Origin of the sequence: Sciscionella marina DSM 45152, from assembly GCF_000379465.1 — a bacterium.
GTDB classification, from domain to species: domain Bacteria; phylum Actinomycetota; class Actinomycetes; order Mycobacteriales; family Pseudonocardiaceae; genus Sciscionella; species Sciscionella marina.
In genome coordinates this window covers 52138-69760 of record NZ_KB905381.1, presented here as the reverse complement: position 1 = coordinate 69760, position 17623 = coordinate 52138, and the positions used below count along the sequence as shown (strand labels likewise).

The following is a 17623-nucleotide window of genomic DNA, read 5'->3' as shown; positions in this document are numbered from 1 at the left end:
CAGCACGGCCGCCGGGTATCGACGAGCTGATCACCGAGCCTCGGGATCTGACGTCGGGGAGGTGGACGGGCATCGGTCCCGACAGAAGGGGTCGTCACACAATGCAGCGGATCGTGAGCCATGTCGACACGTGTTGCACTCTTCGATTGCGGTGCGTCGATACGCCGTCATCGTCTGGGCCCGACATTTTGTTCATACAAGACCTAGGTACGGAAGTGTGCCCGGTATTCGCTGGGCGACATCCGCTTCACCTCGCGAAACCGGCGGTTGAAGTTGGGCAGGTTCGTGAAACCCGACTCGGTCGCGATCGAGGCCACTGGCTGACCGGTTTCGCGTAGCAGCTGGCAGGCAGCGTTGACCCGGAGGACGGTGAGGTAGCGGGTGATGCTGGATCCGGTGCACCGTGCGAACAGTCGGCTCGCTGCACTCGCGTTCATACTGGCGGCTCTGGCGATTTCTACAAGTGTGAGCCGAGATTTGTAGCGGTCGTGGATTGCTGTCATCATGGCTTCGACTCGCCCTGCCGTCTCACGGCCATCGGCTGGTCGTTGTTGTTCGGTGGCCAGCAAGCGATATGGTGCCCGACTGAGAGCGACCAACAGCCGCAGTAGTTCGATGGTGCGTTCAGGCGGGGCGAGTGTATCCAGTCCAACAGGAAGTGCTGGGGGGTCCGAGAACCAGATCCCGCTCGCGGCATCGTTCAGCATGGCCGCAACATTCCGGAATGCGGGGGCTTCGAACAGTCCGGCGCCGAGAAAGTCCCGCCGGAAATGGATTACGATCGCTTCGTTTGCCATTTCTTCGCCGGTTGAGACGTAGCTGTGCGGGAGCTCTGGCCCGAACAGTGCAAGGTCACCCGACTGGTACTCCTCGATCGAGTTGCCGACCAGCCGCGTGCCGCTTCCCCGGACGATGTGGGTCAGCTCGAACTCGTGATGGAAGTGCCAGTGTGGATAGATCCTGGCCGCGCTGAACTTGAAGTACCGCCAGGTAAGCGGATAGGCGGGGGCAACGTGCTCGAAGGGATCTTGCATCGGGATCCTCCCGTACCAAGAGGCAAAGATCGTATCAAAATCTGTCACGGAAGGCGTTGTCCGCCTGTCCACGATCGATCAAGGTTTCTGGTATGAATATCCATGTTTACCATCATGTCCGGATCATTTCGCGATGGTCCGGCGACGATCAGCGGCCCGGCCGCGCTGAATATCCCGCATTAGCCTGCCAGAGCCTTCAGGATGAATTGCCTCCAGGCCGGCGCGCGAATGCGTAGCCACGGCGAACCCGCCAACTTCCCCCGGGCAATGACCTGGCGAACCCTCACACCCGGTACACCAGACAGCGCGGAATGGTCGCATTCGGGGATCGCCGTCGACCCGGCAGACAGCGTCTACTGGGCCGACCCAGCCGGCGGCGCGATTCTGGTGCAGTCAGCCAAAAGTGGGACCGTAGTCCGGATCACGGTCCCACTGCTCGAAGTCCACGGAATCACCTACGAGGACCGTGACGGCCTGGAAGTGCTGTGGCTCGCCGATCCCGGTTTCAAGATGCGGCCACCCCACTACGAGCCGGAGGCACGAGACGGCACCGCCGGATGCCTCGACCTCGCGACGCGAGAGTTTCGCCCGCTCACCCAGCCGGACCTTCCAGCGTATGCCGAACAGCCGTGGCGGCCCACCGCGATCGCTCTCAGCGCGGATCTGGTCGTCGTGGCCGACGGCTACGGTGCCGGACTGGTCCATTTTTACGACCGTTCGGGTCATCGCCGGACTCTGGACGGGACTGATACGGGGACGGGTTTCCAGTGCCCCCACGACCTGGCGATCCTCGGATCCGGCCCGGAGCAGCAACTGGTGGTCGCCGACCGCGGCAACCACCGGCTCGTCTCCTACCGGCTCGACGGGGCGTACCTGCGGAGCTTTACCCATCCTTGCCTGTGCAGCCCGGCCGGTCTCGCCGTCTGGGGCGACACACTCGTGGTCACCGATCTCGACGGGGCGCTGCTGGCGGTCGATCTCGCCAGTGACCGGTTGGAGGAGATCGTCCCCTTCCCACCGCGGCCGAAACAGTCGGGGTGGCCGAATCTCGACCACGAAGGCGCGATCGTACGGCCGAAACTGACCGCGGGAACGTTGAACAGCCCGCATGGCGTTGCAGTCGGCGCAGACGGGTCGATCTATGTCAGCGAATGGGTTATCGGCGGACGCGAGATCCGCCTGGCCCCCTCAGCCGGCTGAGCGTGATTCCCGCGGCGTGCCGGACGGTTCTGCTGGCGACCGGGCCTCGGATCGGACCCGCACGTCCTTCCGGAGCAAAAAAGGTATCAGAACTCGTCATCGGAGACGTTGTTCGCGCTGCCACGTGTCGAAAGAGTTGAAATATGCCCTTCCACCCAGGCAACAACCGATCTTCGATAGGAGAACCTGTGAATGACGTGTCCACGCAGACGGCGGCCGCAAACGCCGCTGCCGCTATCCGACGGCTGAGCGGTCTCCCCGCCGACGGTATCCACGTCGCAGTCGATCCCGGTGTCGGAGACGGATTTCGAGTCTGGGCCGCGGGTAACGAGCTACATGTCGAGGCATCGGGGGCGGGCGCGGCCGTTGCAGGCTACGCCGCATTCGCCCGTCGGACCGGAGCGGCTCACGTGTCGCGGTTCGGCACTCGTCCGGTTGATCGTGAGCTTCCCGCGGACGTGGTCATCGAGCGGCGGGCACAGCTGGATCTGCGCATCGCTTACAACCTCACGGTATCGGGATACACGACGCCGTATTTCGACTGGGCACAGTGGGAAGCCGAACTCGATCTGCTCGCCGCGAGCGGAGTCAACGCCGCACACGTCACCCTCGGCCAGGAACTTGTCTACTTGGAGACCTTCACTCGGTTCGGGTACTCGGAAGAAGAGATTCTACGCTGGCTCGGGCCACCATCGCACCAGCCGTGGCTGTGGCTCAACAGCATCCAGAGTTTCGGTCAAGGTACGACACGCGCGCTGGTCGAAAAGCGCGCCGAGCTGGGCCGCCGGGTCATCCGGCGAATGCACGAGCTCGACATCGCCCCGATTTTCCCAGGTTGCAGCGGTATCGTCCCGCCGAAGTTCGGTGAGCGCAACGAAGGCTGCCTGGTAGTTCCGCAAGGGCTCTGGTTCGTGGATGTCGCCGGGCCGGAGCGGCCGGATTGGCTCGACACGACCTCGGACGAGTATGCCGCGGTCGCCGAGACGTTCTACACCACGCAACGTTCCGCGTTCGGTACCTGCGGGATGTGGGCGGTGGATTTGCTGCACGAGGGCGGAAAGACCGGCGGGGTCGGCCTCGCGGAAGCCGCCTGGGGGGTGCAGCGCGCCATGATCGCGGTGAACCCGGACTCGACGTGGGTGCTACAGGGCTGGATCGGCAACCCACGCCGAGAATTACTCGAGGCCATCGACCTGTCCCGGGTCCTCGTGCTCGACCTGACCGGCGAGGCCGCTGACGCCGACGGCGGCTTCCTGGACGCGAAGTGGGCGCTGGGCATTTTGCCGAACTACGGCGGCCGGACGGTGCTCTACGGCGACCTGGCGGCCGTCACTGCAGTGCCGAAGCGCTGGACGGCGGCCACCGAGCCATCCCGACTCGTCGGCCTGACGAATATGGCCGAGGGTGTCGGGAACAACCCGGTGCTGTGGGATCTGTTCAGCGATCTCGCGTGGGCCGAAGACGAAATCCCGCTCGGGCCCTGGCTCGATGACTGGACCGCCGCCCGGTACGGCGCCGTCGACGACCACGCGCGCGCCGCGTGGCAGACCCTGATGGAAACCGCGTTCGGACCGTGGCGGCATGACAACGCGGGCGCCACTTCGGCCGAGACACAGCATGCCATGGCAGGCAACGCGGTCGATCCGGCCGACCCTGGCAAGGGCCTTGCCTCAGGCGGGCCGTTGGCGGCGATGACGGCTGCTGATCCCACGCTGGAGACGTTCGCCATGCCGTACGCGAGCACTGACTCGGTGATCGCGGCGGTCCCGAGTATGCTTGCCAACCAGGCGAGCATGGTCGGTCCGCGCGCGCTACCTTACTCGGAGGACGCGCTCATCCCCGCCCTGCGGAATCTGCTGATAGCCGCTGATTCGTTGCGTACCAAAGGATTCGAATACGACCTCGTCGATGTTGCCCGCCAGGTGGCCGACGACGCAGCTCGTGCGGGCCTGCGGTTCATCGCTGAGGCAGCCGAGGCGAAGGACCTCGATGCCTACGACCAGCGGGCAGCCGAATACCTGGAGCTGATCGATGCCCAGGAAGCAGTCCTGCGCACCAATGAGCATTTTTTGCTCGGGCGATGGCTGGACGACGCCCGTGCGTGGGGTTCGACGGAGGAGGAGGGTACCTACCTTGTCGAAGAAGCCAAGCGGCTGTTGACGTCCTGGGGCTATGCGGACGCGGCCTTTCTGGTCGACTACGGCAATCGTGGCTGGGCCGGCCTCGTCGGCGACTACTACCACTCGCGCTGGAGCACCTGGCTGGCGCAGATCCGCGAGGTCCTCACTGGGGAAGCCACGACGCCCATCGACTGGTACCGGTTCGCCGATCAGTGGATCCGGCATGACAGCCAGTACCCGAGCCATTCGCACGGCGACTTGAAGACCGCCGCGATGACCGTTCTCGAGATCGCCGAACGGCTCACCTCGGCGAAATAGGCGGAGCGGGAGCAGTTTCCGTCTCAGAGCACAGGATCAGAGAGAGGAAAGACACCATGAAAATCGAGGTGAACCAGTCGACCTGTGTGGGTTCCGGTCAATGTGCCCTCACCGCGGAGGACCTGTTCGATCAGGATGACGACGGCATTGTCATCCTGCTGCACGACCACGCCAAGCCCGAATTCCAGGACGCCGCCCAGCGGGCGGCCTCGCTGTGCCCAGCCCGCGCGATCACGCTTTCGGACTGAGCGAACGTATGCCCTCGCGACACAGAACGGTGGTCGTCGGCGCGTCGACCGGCGGATTCACCACGGCGGAGTCCTTGCGCTGCAACGGATACGACGGCCGGATCACGGTGGTCGGGGAGGAACCACACCGGCCGTACCATCGCCCGCCGTTGTCCAAACAGATCCTCGCCGGGGAATGGGCGCTCGGCGACGCGACCATCACGTCGGCTGCGACGACCCCCGCGCTGAGCATCGACCTTGTCCTCGGCACACGGGCAACCGGTCTCGACACTGATCGGCGCACAGTCAAGACCACAGATGGCGAGTTGTCCTTCGATTCATTGGTGATCGCCACCGGGGTTTCGGCCCGACGGCCCGCACGGCAATACGCGCTCGCCGGGTTTCACACGCTGCGCACACTCGACGATTCGACCGCGCTCACCGCAGATCTCAGGGGTGCGACCCACGTCCTCGTCGTCGGTGCCGGTGTCCTTGGCAGCGAGATCGCGGCGGTACTGGCGAAACGCGGCCTAGCGGTCACCCTGGTCGGGAGGAGCGGGTCGATCCGCTTCGGCCAGACGGGATCGCTGCTCTCGTCACGGGTGGCGGATCTCCACGAGACGAATGGTGTGCGCCTGCTGCTCGCGCTCGATGTCATCCGGCTGCTCGGAACGGATCGCGTCACCGGTGCGGTACTGTCGGACGGCTCCACGGTCGCCGCCGACGTCGTGGTGGCTGCGGTGGGCAGCAGCCCGCGGGTCGAGTGGCTTGCCGGATCGGATCTGCAGCTGGCTGATGGAGTCGTGTGTGATTCGGCGGGCCGGGCAGCCAAGGACATCTACGCCGTCGGAGATGTCGCCCGCTGGTCGGACACACCGGGCACGCACTCGGCCCGCGTCGAACACCAGCAGAACGCGATCGAACAGGCCCATGCGGTGGCCAGCACGATTTCCACCGGTATCCCGCACGCGCCGGACATCGTGCCTTTCTTCTGGTCGGAGCTCTACGGAACTCGCATCCAGGCATACGGGCGATTCACCGGCGCAGGCACCCTCGATGTGGTCGCAGGCGATCCGGCGGAAGGGAAGTTCGTCGGTCTCGCCTCACGCGACGGTACGGCGGTGGGCGTCGTGGGGTGGAACCTGCCACGCGCATTCCGCATCGCGCGGGCACAGTTCACGTCCGGGACAGCGGACATCGGAGAAAGGCAGCTTGCCCCATGACGACCTATCTGAACACCGAGGCCACGGGATGCCCTTTTCCACACCCGCCCGTGATGCCCAGGGACGGCACCCCATTCCATCCATCGCCGCAGTTCGCGCAGTGGCGCGCCGAGGCGCCCGCGACCCGGCTCACAGCCGAGGACGGGAACGTCGGATGGTTCGTCACCGGCTACGACCTGGCCCGCCTGGTGCTGCAGGACACCCGCTTCAGCCAGGCCGACCGGCGGACCCCACTGGGCCCAACGCCAGTGCCGATGGGGGCACCGATCGATGCGGAGAAGATGCACGCCCTGATGGTGGGCAACGTCCTTGGCCTCGACCCACCGCAGCATACGAAGATCCGCCGGGCGGCGGTCGGCCGTTTCTCCGTCCGCTCGGTGCGCCGGCAACGGCCGGCGATCGCCGAGTTCGTGGAGCGGCGGCTCGACGAGATTCTCGCCGCCGAGTCCACCGCCGACCTGTTCGAAGACTTCGCCGTTCCGATTTCGGTCTTCGCCCATTGCCGGATGCTCGGCATTCCGAACAGCAAGGTCGAGGAGTTCGCCACGATATTCGCCACCGAAGAACTGAAGTTCGGCGACATGCTGCAGTTCGCGGCCGAGGTACTCGACTTTAAGGGTACCGACCTCGGCGAGGACACGGTCAGCGATCTCTTGCGATCCGAACTCTCCGGACCCGAGCAACTGGGAATCGCCACGGTACTGATGGGTTCGGGGCGGGACGCGATCGCGTACATGATCGGGACAATCATGGTCTCGCTCCTGTCGGATCCCGGCCAGCTGGAGCTCCTGCGGCGCGAGCCTGAGCGCATCCCCGCTTCGGTCGAGGAATTCGTGCGGTTCCACGCGATGTTCGTCTCGACGCATCCGCGCACGGTTACGGAGGATGTCACCCTGGAGGGGATCGACTTCCACAAGGGCGAACCAGTCTGGGTGTCCACGGTGGCCGCAAACCGCGACGGGACGCGGTTCCCGGAGCCGGATACCTTCGACGTCACCCGGGAAGCGTCCGGCCACCTCGCATTCGGCCACGGCGTCCACGCATGCATCGGACAGCAGTTGGCTCGCGTGGTGATTGCCGAAGCGATCACCCAGCTGCTACGGCGACTGCCGACGCTGCGCCTGGTCGAGGCCACGCAGCAAGTACCGATGGCCTTCGCCGGCGACCTGCCGACCTACTCCCCTGGGACCGTCCGAGTCACCTGGGAGCAGCACGGCGGAAAGGAACTCGTTGGTGACAACGAGAACTCATGAGCTGCCTTTCCGTTTCCTCGTACAGTCGGCGGGAACAGTTCGGCCCGCTCACGTTCGACTTCGTCGATCCCGAGGGCAACGACGTACACGTCGAGTTCCCGTACCCGAAGCTACTGAGTCTGCCAGAGTTTCCCGCATGGGCCAGAGACGCGTTCGGCGTTGACGCGATCGAGATTGTCGGGTTCCAGTTCGTGGGTACCGATGATCCGGAACTCGATCAGTTCGCCACGGCGCAGGGCACGGCCGGTATCCGGTTGATCGACGTCGTGATCGACGGTGGCGACCTTGCCGAGCCCGACGCCGGCAAACGCGCTGCCGACGTGGAATTCGTCAAACGGTGGATCGAACGGTTCGCCGCGATGGGGTCGCGGTTCGTACGCGTCAACCCTGGTTCGCCGTTCGGCCGCCACCACAGCGACACACCGGCCACGCGCCTGACCGACACACTGGGCGAGCTCGGTGAGTTCGCGAAGGAGCACGGCACGCAGCTGCTCGTGGAGGACCACGGCGGGCGGAGCAGCGACCCACTGTGGATGAAGCCACTACTCGATTCCGTCGGCCGCGGCATCTGCGGGCTGTTGCTCGACCTCGGCAATTTCGGCGCGGTCACCGGCCCCGTCATGCCGCTATTATTCGGCGGCGAGAATGGGCAGGATCCTGCCGAGGTCGGTGCGGAGCTGGACCGCACGTCCACCTATGACGCTATCGAAGCACTCGCCGCCTACGCGGAACTCGTCAGTTTGAAGGCACACTACGTGACTGACGACGGCATCGCCGGCCCAGTCGATCTCGTCCGCGCCATTGGCATCCTCGCCGACCGCCGCTATACCGGACCGCTGTCCGTGGAATATGAAGGCACCGGCGGCGATCCGTGGGCCAACAGTGCCCGGATCCTCGATCTCGTGCGCGCCGCACCTGTCTCGCTTGCCGCTACGGAATGAAACTGAACATGCCCAGCGAGAGCCGCTTCGACGTGCTGATCATCGGCTCCGGTCCGGCAGGCTCGAGCTAGGCACGGATCGTCGGCGACGTAGTGCCGCACGCACGCATCCTGATGGTCGAGGTCGGCCCGCTTCGCTGACCCCCGGTGTCAGGGGAGCGCACACCCAGAACATGACCGAGCAGGACCGGACTGCAGTGCAGCTGCTGACCCAAGGTCCTGACGCGGGCGTCGAACGGGCTGCCGCGCTGTCCCACATCGCCGAGGGCATCGACCCGATGTCTAAAGTACCGGCACACCATTCTGCCTGGTCTCTCCTTCGCCGTCCCCAGGACGGACCTCCCAGAGGGAGAGGCCGGGCTGCCGGTCGCGAGCATGGCCAGCGGCGTCGGTGGAATGGGCATCCACTGGGCGCCTTCTGCCCGCGTCCGCACCTGCCTGATGGAGCTGTCCGCCCGATCCTCGGGCGATTTCGCCGCCTACTTTCCGGCACTCGGCGGAAGAATTCAGTCCGAGCCGCGGTCGCCGCCTGGGACATGGCCGACTGCCGAACGGCTTCGGAACCGCGAAAAGCGCCACCCCGCTGGTGCAGGCCCACGCTCACACCCGCATGAGAGGCACAACCATAGGCGATCACCTCGTCCCGGAAACACTCCACCGCTCAGACGTCCAGATAAGGGCGCGACAAGCGGACTGGTCTTGGGCACGTGCGGGGTACGGCATAGGGAGAAACATCGCCGGTACCGCGCCGGTCGCCGAGCAGCGCGGTTCAGCTGTGAAGGTAGCCGTCACGATCAGAGCCCCGGTCCCGGTCGAGCATACGCGCGCTGTGGGTTTCGCGGCGTTCGTCCAGCATCGGAGAGTCAAGAATCTGATGAGTCAGCAAGGGAAACCCTTGTCACGCGCCATAAGCACCGTCCCTGCAGGCAGGCTCCGGCCGGCGCTGCCTCCGGTGATGATCTGCTGCATATCGATCCGCGGTACATCCGCGCTCTCAGCGCACCAACGCAAACCGGCGTCGCAGTCGGCGACGGGAGCACGGTGAGTGGAAGCTGAGTTTCGGTTGTCGGCATGGTGAGCTTTTCGGCCTGGACTCGGTCCCCGCGGAGTCCGGCTTCTCGACATCGGGTGCGCCATCGATCATCATGGTTGCGAAGCTGCACCAGTGTGTCGTCACTGAAGGCGGGGAAACCTACTCTGAACGCGGCGAGTGCCGGTACCGTTTCCGGATCGACCGGCGGGCACACTGGTGCTGACACGACGGTCGATACAGTTCTGGGTTCGGTCATGAGGTCTCCTTCGAGATGCAAGCAACAGTGGTGTTCGGCCCTAACGCGGTTCGTCGCCGCCAACACGCACGTGCCCGGCACCCGGATTCCCTCCATAGCAACGATTTCGTGGACTCTGTGCAGACTGGGGCCAGCCACCGGATCATTTGGCGCCGCGGACCAGGGCAATCAGGGTCGCGCCGATAACGACGACGACCATCGCGATCGGGAAGAGGGCGCCATAGTTGCCGAACAGCGAGATGGTGACTCCGCCAATGACCGCGCCGATAGTCTGCGGGAGTGTGGTCGTGATGTTGATGATCCCGAGGTCCTTTCCGGTGTTGTCGGCCGAGGGCAGCACCAGGGTGACGAGCACGAGGTCGACCGTGATGTAGGCGCCGGCACCGAGGCTGGTGAGAACATTGAAGATGATCAGCCCGGTCAGCGTCGGCCATACGAGCGGCACGATGAGCGAGACGACGATCACCGCGGAGGACGCATAGACCATCGGCTTCGTCCGCCCGAGACGCTGGACCAGCGGGCCGCTGAGCCCGGCACCGAGCACCATGCCGACAAGTCCCGCCACATTGGTCACCGGAATGGCATCGATTGCACTTGCTCCGAGCCCGATGTAGTCCTGCATGATGTACAGGGCGAAGTTCTGGATCGGATAGAACCCGGTGAACAGCAAGAACCGGCCGAGGAAAACCCATGCGAAGTCCGGATGTGCCACCGGATTGACCCAAAACGTCCCGAGCAACGTCCGGAAGGTGAATGGCGTGCGTGGTTCGTGCAGGTTCGACTGAGCGTTCAACAGTGCGAAAAGAATAGTCAGCACGGCAACGAGGCCGCCAACAAGCATATACCCGGTCGGCAACATCGAAGCGAAACCGGCGCCGAGCGTCGCGCCGATGACCGTGCCGCTCATCTGCACCACTCCGAACACCGACGAGAACAGTCCGCGTTTGGACACGGGAACCCGATCGGGGAGGTAGGTGGTGGCGGGAGTGAGGATAAAGTTCGTCGTGAATTGGATCGCGATCACCAGCACGACCAGGAGCGGAATCGACGTGACGAAGCCGATCACGGCGGCCAGCGCGAGGGTCGTCAGGGCGCCGGCGATCATCCACGGCTCCCGGCCGCCGATCCGGGTACGGGCCCGATCGGTGACTATGCCCGCGATCGGGCCGCCCACCATCGAGGCGATCGCACCGACGCCGACGACAAGCGCGAGTGACCCCGCCTGCCCCGCCGGGTCGATCGCCTGAACTTGGATCGGAATGAACACCGAGGTAAGCGCGCCCCAGAACACCGTGACACTGATGAGGACGAGCGGCAACGTCGCGAGGAGCTTGCGCAAGCCGAGCGACTTCAGACTCTGGCCCGACGTGTCCGGATGAATGCGGCCGTGGTCGACTGCTTGGTTCGCGCTGGTTGCTTCTTCCGGGAGCATGGACACTCCTCTGTGTCGTGGTCTGAATCAGCAACTCGCCGAGGTGTCAACGTGGTCTGTGGCATGTCGAGGGCCGGCCACTGCGGCGGTTTCACGGTGGGGCCCGCGCCGGACGATGGCCACCTGTCGCGGAGCATGGGAAAGCCATCCCGTATCGGCGCAGCCCGGTCGAGCGGTGCGGTCACCGCGACAGCATCGTCGACCGCAAGGCTGGGGACACGTTCCTCGTGGTCCGTGCTGATACTGCATTTGCCCGGACCGACCGCCCAGCGCTGGACGACGGGGTCGGCGTCACGAAGTCGTTGCAATGCCGAGCAACGGATGTTCCGGTGTGCTCGAGGGCAGCTCATGAAAGCCGAGGCGAGCGTAGAACTTCAGCGCGTCCGTGTTAGAGGAATCGACACCGAGGTACAGCGCGGGCACCCCACGACCGGCGAGCGCCTTGCGGAACGTATCGACCAGCTGTCTGCCGAAACCCCGGCCCTGTAGGCAGGGCAGTATGTTGATGTGCAGGTGCGCCGGGTAGTCGGCGAGCTCCGGGATACGGGTCGCCTCTGGATGCAACCCTACCCAGATGAGCAGCTCCTCGGTGATCGATGGCGCGTGACCGGTCGGGGCACCGGGTCCCGGATGCCTCTCTGCGAAGCCGGGCACCCAGACCCGTTTCGACCATTCGGTGAACGCGGCGGTGTCGGCCACACCAATCACATAGCCGAGGACGTGCTCCCCGTCATCGACGACGAACGCGAGATCAGGCGCGAACTCCAGGTACGGAAGTGCGGTCACGTCAGGGATGAGCGTGTCGTCGGAGTAGACCCCCGTCGCGTCACGGCCGCTTGCCCCCGTACGGAGGCAGACGTTTGCCACGTCGTCACGATCCGTCGGACGGTAAGGACGGATCGTCAGCCCGTCCGCACCATCGAGCCCTAACTGTTCGACTTCATTCATGACCATTGTCGACCTTCCAAACCGAGGAGCTGACGAGGTGGAGCCGCTAGGGCACGGGCGAGCTGGTGTTCGATGCAAGCCCGAATACCGTGTCCGAACGCGATGCGCGGGCCGCGCCCGTGTATCCAGGATCGAGGATTCGAGTTCTCACGACAACGCTGTGACCCGCCGAACCCGGTACGATTTTTGCCCGTCAAGGGGGAAACGCGAATGTCGATCGCTCGCTAACGTGTCGAACCGCTTTACCCGCTCGGCTGACGGCATTTCCGGCTCGAGTTGTCGTGGCTGCCCGCATAGCCACATTCATCCCGAGTTCGAACTGACTTTCATCGTGCGTGGAGTAGGCACCCGGATCCTCGGAGACTCGGTCGAGCAGTACCAGCCTGGCGACCTTGTGCTGATCGGCGCAAATCTTGCTCACACCACGCGGTCAGTGCCGGCGGTCGATATCCGTCGGTACGAGCGTAATCGGCGTGTTGAATCGGTCACCGGGATCGTTCTTCGCTCGGGCCGCGCCCAGCCTGGTCGTGCGGCGTGGGAAGTGTTAGCTGCTTCCGGAGCATGCCCGGTGGCCCGTCTGCCCGCGTGTCGCTCATCTTCGTGAATATCGAGAATCTGCCGGGCCGGAACGGCGCCTGAGCATGAAGGTTCAGTTCACTCGGTATTCCAGGATTCGGCGTCGAGATCGCGGAGTACTTCGGCGACGAGTGTGGGGAGGCGGTGGCTGTCCGGTGGCGGGCATTGGGGTTCCGCTGGTTGGGCGGGCCTCAGGTACACGACTACACCGAGTCTCCGGGCCGCGATATCGGTCAAGGACGCGTTCAGCTCGCTTCGACAGGTGCAGAACATCGACCCGAGGACGTTGCCGTACAGGCATTCGACGTGGATGTGTACCGGCACGTCCACCGCTTCCTCGACACGTCCTTGGACGAGGGCCAGGTGTTCGGCGCCGTCGTAGGCGTCGCGGTATCCGACCACCGAGAGTGTGCCCGTACTCGTCGGCATCGTGCGGGAGGTATACCGTCGCAGCGCGTTCTCTGTGCACAGCCGGTGCTCGACGAGCCGATCGATCGGCAACACGGCGAGTCCATGCGAATCCGCGAACGTCCAGAGCTCCCGGCCTGTGGCCATCTCGACCGGCCGCCTCTCACTCACGAGCTCGCCGAGTACGGCGGCCGGCTGAAGCCCTGCCAGGCGCATGAGGTCGACGGCGGCTTCGGCGCGACCGCGTCGCCGCAGCACCCCTCCCGAGCATGCTGCCACGGGCACGACATGTCCCGGCCTCGCGAGCGCTGACCGAGCCGTTGTGGGCTGCGCCAAAAGCCGCGCGGTCCGGGCCCTGTCGTGCGCTGATATCCCCGTCGAGATCCCGTCCACCGCATCAACGGTGACCCGGTAGTCCACGTTGGATCGGTCGGTGTCGTCTGGCCAAATTGGCGCGAGTCCCAGCTCCTCGCAGCGTGCTCGCTCCAGACCCACGCTGATGAATCCGGAACTGTGACGGATGGTGAAGGCCATCAGCTCCGGTGTCGCCAACTGTGCCGGGAGCACAAGATCACCGAGCTTCTCCCCTTCTTCGCCGTGCACGACGACGACGGGACGTCCTGCGGCGAGCTCCGCGAGTACGTGCCGCACCAACGGGTCGCCGACATTGCGGCGAGTCGGTCCCACGCTCGGACTCGGGACGATCACGGCAGCATCAGTCCGCGAAAGCAGCTCTGGTGAAACACCAGTGGCTCCGCCGTGTGATCGACATGGAGCCGATCGATTCGCAGCACCGCGATGAGATGGTCGCCTGCCGGTAGCTCGTCAGTCACCCGGCATTCCAGCCAGAGTGTCGCACCGGATACGAAAATCGCACCGGTACCGCTCGTCCGTCGGTCGACTCCGGCGAAGCGGTTTCCGTCCTTATCGGACAGCGCACGGCAGGCGGCCTCGTGGCCTTGCGCGAGCACACTGAGTCCGAGGTGTCCCGCTTCGCGCAGGCGGGGCCACGTGCGCGAGGTGAGCTGCACGCAGACCGACACGAGTGGTGGCTCCATGGACACCGAGGTGAACGAACTTGCCGCCATTCCCATCGGCGTTCCCTCGCGCTCCGCGCACAGCGCGATGATGCCGCTGGGGTAGGCCGCGAAAGCGTGCCGGAGGTCATCATCCGCGGGCACGGGGTTCAGCAACTCCGTGCCTGGCCCGGTTTCGATGCCGTGTGCCACGAGGTTCACCTCACCAGGCCGTGGTGCCGCCATCGGCCGCGACCGTGGCTCCGGTGAGCAGGCTCGCCTCGTCACTGGCGAGGAACAGACATAACGGCACGACCTCACGCGCCTCCCCGAGCCGCCGCAGCATCGAGGCCTGAGCCATGCCTGTCATGATGGCGTCCTTGTCCGGGTGGCCGTCGAGCAGGCGGTGCGGCAACTGCGTGTCCAAGGCGCCGGGACACACGGCGTTGACCCTGGCCCGCGGAGCGAGTTCAGCTGCCGCGACCTTCGACAGGGCGACGAGCCCGGCCTTGGACACGCTGTACGCCGACCAGCCGGCACCGGCGCGCAGTGCGGCCGAGGAGGACACATTGACGACCGCGGCGCCCTCTGCCAGCAGCGGCGCCAGCGCCCTGGTCGTCAGGAACGCGCCACGAAGGTTGATATCGAGGACGCGGTCCCATTCCTCGAGGCTCGTCTCGACCAACGGGGCGTAGCTGATGATCCCCGCGGCGTTGATCAGCACATCGACCCGATCGCACCTCTCGGCGAACGACGCCACCGCCTCGGGGTCTGCGATATCGACGCGATGGAAGGTGAAGGGCTCGCCGGCCTGACGCAGCTCGTCCTGCAGCCGCTGGCCGCCCTGCTGGTCGATGTCGATCCCGACCACCGTCGCCTTCTCGCCGAGAAGCGCGCGGCACAGCAGCTTGCCGAGATCTCCCGCTGCTCCCGCGACCACGGCGACCTTGCCGTCGAATCGTGTCATGACGATCTTCTCCTTGTGCGAAAACCTTGGGGTTCAGGACTGGTCGAGCTGCCCGGCGATCGACCGCCGCACGCCCTCGCGTTCGAGGATCGGAAGGACATCGGCGATGAACCGGGGAAGACCGTTCTCGTAGTTCATCCAGGTCAGCGCGACACCGTCGATACCGGCCGCGCTGAGATCGGAAAGTTGCCTGCCGATCGTCTCCGGGCTGCCGACGAGCGGGTATCCCGCCATGGTCGCCGCGACCGCGCTCGCGAGCTGGGCATGCTGTTCGGGTGGCATCTGCGCGCCGCCCATCGTCCACTCGATGGCGTTGCGCACCGCGGTCTCGTCGGCGTCGACCTCGGAGTACTGTCGCAGGAGCTGAGCTGCCTCCCGGTCGGTGTCCGCGCAGACGACCGAAGCGGAGACCCACACGGACAACTCGCGTTCGAAGCCCGCGGCCAGTTCGCGGATCTCGCGCACCTTCTTGGCCACCCCCGCAGGGTCGAGCGCGGATACGAACGCGATGTCGGCGTAGCGGGCGGCCAACTGGTGCCCGCGTGCGGAGAATGCGGCGTTCATCAGGGGCGGATGCGGGGTCTGCGATGGTTTCGGGTGGCTGTAACCACCTTCGACGGTCAGCCAGTGACCGCGGTAGTCGAAGTCGTCGGAATCCTCGCTCCACAAGCGCAGCAGGATGTCCAGCCACTCCTCGGAGTAGCCGTAGCGGGCCTCGTGATCCAGCGTCTCGACATTGAACATGCGCAGCTCTTTGGCGAACCAGCCCGCGACCACGTTGAGCCCGATGCGGCCCCGCGAGACGGCGTCGATCGTGGCGATCTGCTTGGCGGCGAACACGGGCGACACGGTGAGACAATGCGAGGTGGTGAAGATCGAGATGCGACTGGTGAGCGCGGCCAGCGCGGAGGCCCAGGTGTAGGGCTCGAAGCTGGTTCCCCAGGGATTGGTCTGGCCCTCGAAGCCTCGCCATCGGGAGAATGGGATGGCGGCTTCGAAGCCCGCGTCCTCGGCGAGCCGCACAAGTCGGACATTTTGGTCCCAGTTGATCTCATGTCGGTCTGGTGAAGCGGTGACCGCTCCCGCAGAGGTGACATTCAGACCGAACACCCCGAGCTTGAGACCAGTGTCGGTGAACAGCGGCCCGGACGTGTGGCGGGGAATGGCGGATTCGGTGGGCGGTCGGGACTGCGTCATCGGAGTCTCCTTTCACAAGCCGGCCATCCTTCGCGGCCGACAAGCCAAAACGGATCGTGAATCACACGTCTCTGGTCACTGCGTTCGCCTTTCGCTCGATATTGGCGTCTAGTTCAAGCCAGGCGGACATATGCACACTGTCGAACAGTGCGGCTGGTGACATACCGAGAGATCGCAAGTGGGCGTCGGTTCCGGTGCGGCGCAACGATCGGGCCGCGTCCCGCAGCGCGGATACCACGGGATAGAGCGCGACCGTGGGGCACACCACCAGCGCGTAGCCGAGTTCGCCGAGCTCATCGACACCCAGTGCCGGGCTGCGTCCGCCGGTCGCGAGGTTGTACATCGCGCGGCCAGGGAACTCCGTACCGACACGTTCCACCTCGTCCACTGTGGTCGGTGCCTCGACGAAGACGAGGTCGGCACCGGCCTCGATCGCGCCATGTCCCCGATTGAGCGCCTCGTCCAGGCCATGTGCGGCTAGCGCGTCGGTTCGGGCGACGATGAGCGCGTCAGAGTCACCACGCCCCACCGTCGCCGCGACGATGCGTTCCACGAACTCGGCGCGCGAAACCACGGCCTTGCCGGCCAGATGGCCACAGCGCTTCGGTGCCACCTGGTCCTCCAACTGGATGGCGGCGGCGCCCGCTCGTGCCAGCTCTTCCACTGTCCGCACGACATTCAGCGTTCCGCCGAAACCAGTGTCGGCGTCGACGAGCACCGGAACACTCCGGCGCGCGGTGATCGCACGGACCGCCGTGACCAGCTCGGTGAGGGTCAGCAGGCCCAGATCGGGCACCCCGAGCAGACTCATCGCCAGTCCGGCACCGGAGATCCCCAGGGCGGAAAACCCCTCCTGCTCCAGGATGGCTGCCGTGATGCCGTCATAGCAGGCGGGTGCCAGCACCGGCCCGGCAGCCAGTAGCTCCCGCAAGGGCGTGCTACCCGGCTTACTCATCGGTTCCTCGGCCGACCAGTAGTCCGTCCCTGGCGAGCTGCTCGAGCAGTCCCCCGGCCCGCAGAATGTCGAGCAGCTCGGCGGTCCACGGCTGCCCGCTCACCCGAGAACCCGTCTCGAGGTTCTGCACCGAACCGGTGCCCACATCGATGCGGGCGGTCTGGCCCTCGGCGAACATCCGGGCGACGCCGTGGCAACTCAACGCGGGCAGCGCGAAATTGACGCAGTTGCGGAAGAAGAGCCAGTTGATCGAATCGCATACCAGCGCACCGATCCTGAGGTCGACCAACAGTTTGGCGGCCGGCCGACTGGACCCGGTGCCGAAGTTGCGGCCCGCGACGATCACATCGCCCGGCTCGACGAGGTTCACCCAGCCGGGCCGGTTGGCCTCGAAAACGTAGCGGTGCTGCTCCTCGACGGGTTTGAACACGGTGTGCATCGGTTGGATGAGGTCGGTGTTGACGTCGTCGCCGAAACACCAGACCCGCCCGGTGATCTCCATCGATCCTCCTGTCGTCAG

Annotated in this window: 15 protein-coding genes; 6 read left to right on the top strand and 9 right to left on the bottom strand. The window is 65.4% G+C overall.

Annotated features, from left to right (window positions below; genetic code table 11):
• Positions 1-203: 203 nt before the first annotated feature.
• Entirely contained in the window at positions 204-1034 is an 831-nt protein-coding gene (locus A37U_RS42505) for a helix-turn-helix domain-containing protein (protein ID WP_020495760.1), read from the bottom strand.
• Between the two features lie 480 nt (positions 1035-1514).
• Between A37U_RS42505 and A37U_RS42500 the strand changes: the two genes are divergently transcribed.
• The 6 genes from A37U_RS42500 to A37U_RS0106225 all read left to right on the top strand — a co-directional run bounded on the left by A37U_RS42500 (position 1515) and on the right by A37U_RS0106225 (position 8316).
• Positions 1515-2234 (top strand): NHL repeat-containing protein, encoded by a 720-nt coding sequence (locus A37U_RS42500; protein WP_157182655.1) that lies wholly within the window; start codon positions 1515-1517, stop codon positions 2232-2234.
• A gap of 410 nt (positions 2235-2644) precedes the next feature.
• Positions 2645-4672, top strand: coding sequence for an alpha-N-acetylglucosaminidase (locus tag A37U_RS0106245; protein WP_020495758.1), 2028 nt, complete (start codon positions 2645-2647; stop codon positions 4670-4672).
• 56 nt (positions 4673-4728) lie between these two features.
• Complete coding sequence (locus A37U_RS0106240; RefSeq protein WP_020495757.1) at positions 4729-4920, top strand: ferredoxin; 192 nt, start codon at positions 4729-4731, stop codon at positions 4918-4920.
• Positions 4921-4928: 8 nt separating this feature from the next.
• Positions 4929-6122 carry an NAD(P)/FAD-dependent oxidoreductase gene (locus A37U_RS0106235; RefSeq protein WP_026196923.1) on the top strand — a complete coding sequence of 398 codons (1194 nt, stop codon included), beginning with the start codon at positions 4929-4931 and terminating at the stop codon, positions 6120-6122.
• A gap of 188 nt (positions 6123-6310) precedes the next feature.
• Positions 6311-7375, top strand: a complete 1065-nt coding sequence (locus A37U_RS42495) for a cytochrome P450 (RefSeq protein ID WP_169526822.1) — start codon at positions 6311-6313, stop codon at positions 7373-7375.
• Positions 7372-8316: a sugar phosphate isomerase/epimerase family protein gene (locus A37U_RS0106225; RefSeq protein WP_020495754.1), complete on the top strand. Its 945-nt coding sequence runs from the start codon at positions 7372-7374 to the stop codon at positions 8314-8316. Before A37U_RS42495 ends, A37U_RS0106225 begins: the two co-directional genes overlap by 4 nt.
• Before the next feature lie 1430 nt (positions 8317-9746).
• Here the strand turns inward: A37U_RS0106225 and A37U_RS0106220 are convergent.
• The 8 genes from A37U_RS0106220 to A37U_RS0106185 all read right to left on the bottom strand — a co-directional run bounded on the left by A37U_RS0106220 (position 9747) and on the right by A37U_RS0106185 (position 17605).
• Positions 9747-11036, bottom strand: a complete 1290-nt coding sequence (locus A37U_RS0106220; protein ID WP_020495753.1) for an MFS transporter — start codon at positions 11034-11036, stop codon at positions 9747-9749.
• A 291-nt stretch (positions 11037-11327) separates the two neighbouring features.
• Positions 11328-11984 carry a GNAT family N-acetyltransferase gene (locus A37U_RS0106215; RefSeq protein WP_157182651.1) on the bottom strand — a complete coding sequence of 219 codons (657 nt, stop codon included), beginning with the start codon at positions 11982-11984 and terminating at the stop codon, positions 11328-11330.
• Between the two features lie 654 nt (positions 11985-12638).
• Positions 12639-13619, bottom strand: coding sequence for a 3,4-dihydroxy-2-butanone-4-phosphate synthase (locus tag A37U_RS42490; RefSeq protein ID WP_276140678.1), 981 nt, complete (start codon positions 13617-13619; stop codon positions 12639-12641).
• Between the two features lie 53 nt (positions 13620-13672).
• On the bottom strand, positions 13673-14197 hold the full coding sequence (locus tag A37U_RS0106205) for a flavin reductase family protein (RefSeq protein WP_240437500.1): 525 nt from the start codon (positions 14195-14197) through the stop codon (positions 13673-13675).
• Positions 14198-14207: 10 nt separating this feature from the next.
• Positions 14208-14951: an SDR family NAD(P)-dependent oxidoreductase gene (locus A37U_RS0106200; RefSeq protein ID WP_020495749.1), complete on the bottom strand. Its 744-nt coding sequence runs from the start codon at positions 14949-14951 to the stop codon at positions 14208-14210.
• A 33-nt stretch (positions 14952-14984) separates the two neighbouring features.
• Positions 14985-16148, bottom strand: a complete 1164-nt coding sequence (locus tag A37U_RS0106195) for an LLM class flavin-dependent oxidoreductase (RefSeq protein WP_020495748.1) — start codon at positions 16146-16148, stop codon at positions 14985-14987.
• A gap of 61 nt (positions 16149-16209) precedes the next feature.
• Positions 16210-17103: an isocitrate lyase/PEP mutase family protein gene (locus A37U_RS42485; protein ID WP_040586803.1), complete on the bottom strand. Its 894-nt coding sequence runs from the start codon at positions 17101-17103 to the stop codon at positions 16210-16212.
• Entirely contained in the window at positions 17096-17605 is a 510-nt protein-coding gene (locus A37U_RS0106185; protein WP_020495746.1) for a LeuD/DmdB family oxidoreductase small subunit, read from the bottom strand. Before A37U_RS0106185 ends, A37U_RS42485 begins: the two co-directional genes overlap by 8 nt.
• Positions 17606-17623 lie beyond the last annotated feature (18 nt).

Bases quoted from the DNA above. Each gene is read 5' to 3' on its own strand.
- A37U_RS42505 (WP_020495760.1), bottom strand. From the start codon at position 1,034: ATGCAAGATCCCTTCGAGCACGTTGCCCCCGCCTATCCGCTTACCTGG.
- A37U_RS0106240 (WP_020495757.1), top strand. From the start codon at position 4,729: ATGAAAATCGAGGTGAACCAGTCGACCTGTGTGGGTTCCGGTCAATGT.
- A37U_RS0106235 (WP_026196923.1), top strand. From the start codon at position 4,929: ATGCCCTCGCGACACAGAACGGTGGTCGTCGGCGCGTCGACCGGCGGA.
- A37U_RS0106225 (WP_020495754.1), top strand. From the start codon at position 7,372: ATGAGCTGCCTTTCCGTTTCCTCGTACAGTCGGCGGGAACAGTTCGGC.
- A37U_RS0106220 (WP_020495753.1), bottom strand. From the start codon at position 11,036: ATGCTCCCGGAAGAAGCAACCAGCGCGAACCAAGCAGTCGACCACGGC.
- A37U_RS0106215 (WP_157182651.1), bottom strand. From the start codon at position 11,984: ATGAATGAAGTCGAACAGTTAGGGCTCGATGGTGCGGACGGGCTGACG.
- A37U_RS0106200 (WP_020495749.1), bottom strand. From the start codon at position 14,951: ATGACACGATTCGACGGCAAGGTCGCCGTGGTCGCGGGAGCAGCGGGA.
- A37U_RS0106195 (WP_020495748.1), bottom strand. From the start codon at position 16,148: ATGACGCAGTCCCGACCGCCCACCGAATCCGCCATTCCCCGCCACACG.
- A37U_RS42485 (WP_040586803.1), bottom strand. From the start codon at position 17,103: ATGAGTAAGCCGGGTAGCACGCCCTTGCGGGAGCTACTGGCTGCCGGG.
- A37U_RS0106185 (WP_020495746.1), bottom strand. From the start codon at position 17,605: ATGGAGATCACCGGGCGGGTCTGGTGTTTCGGCGACGACGTCAACACC.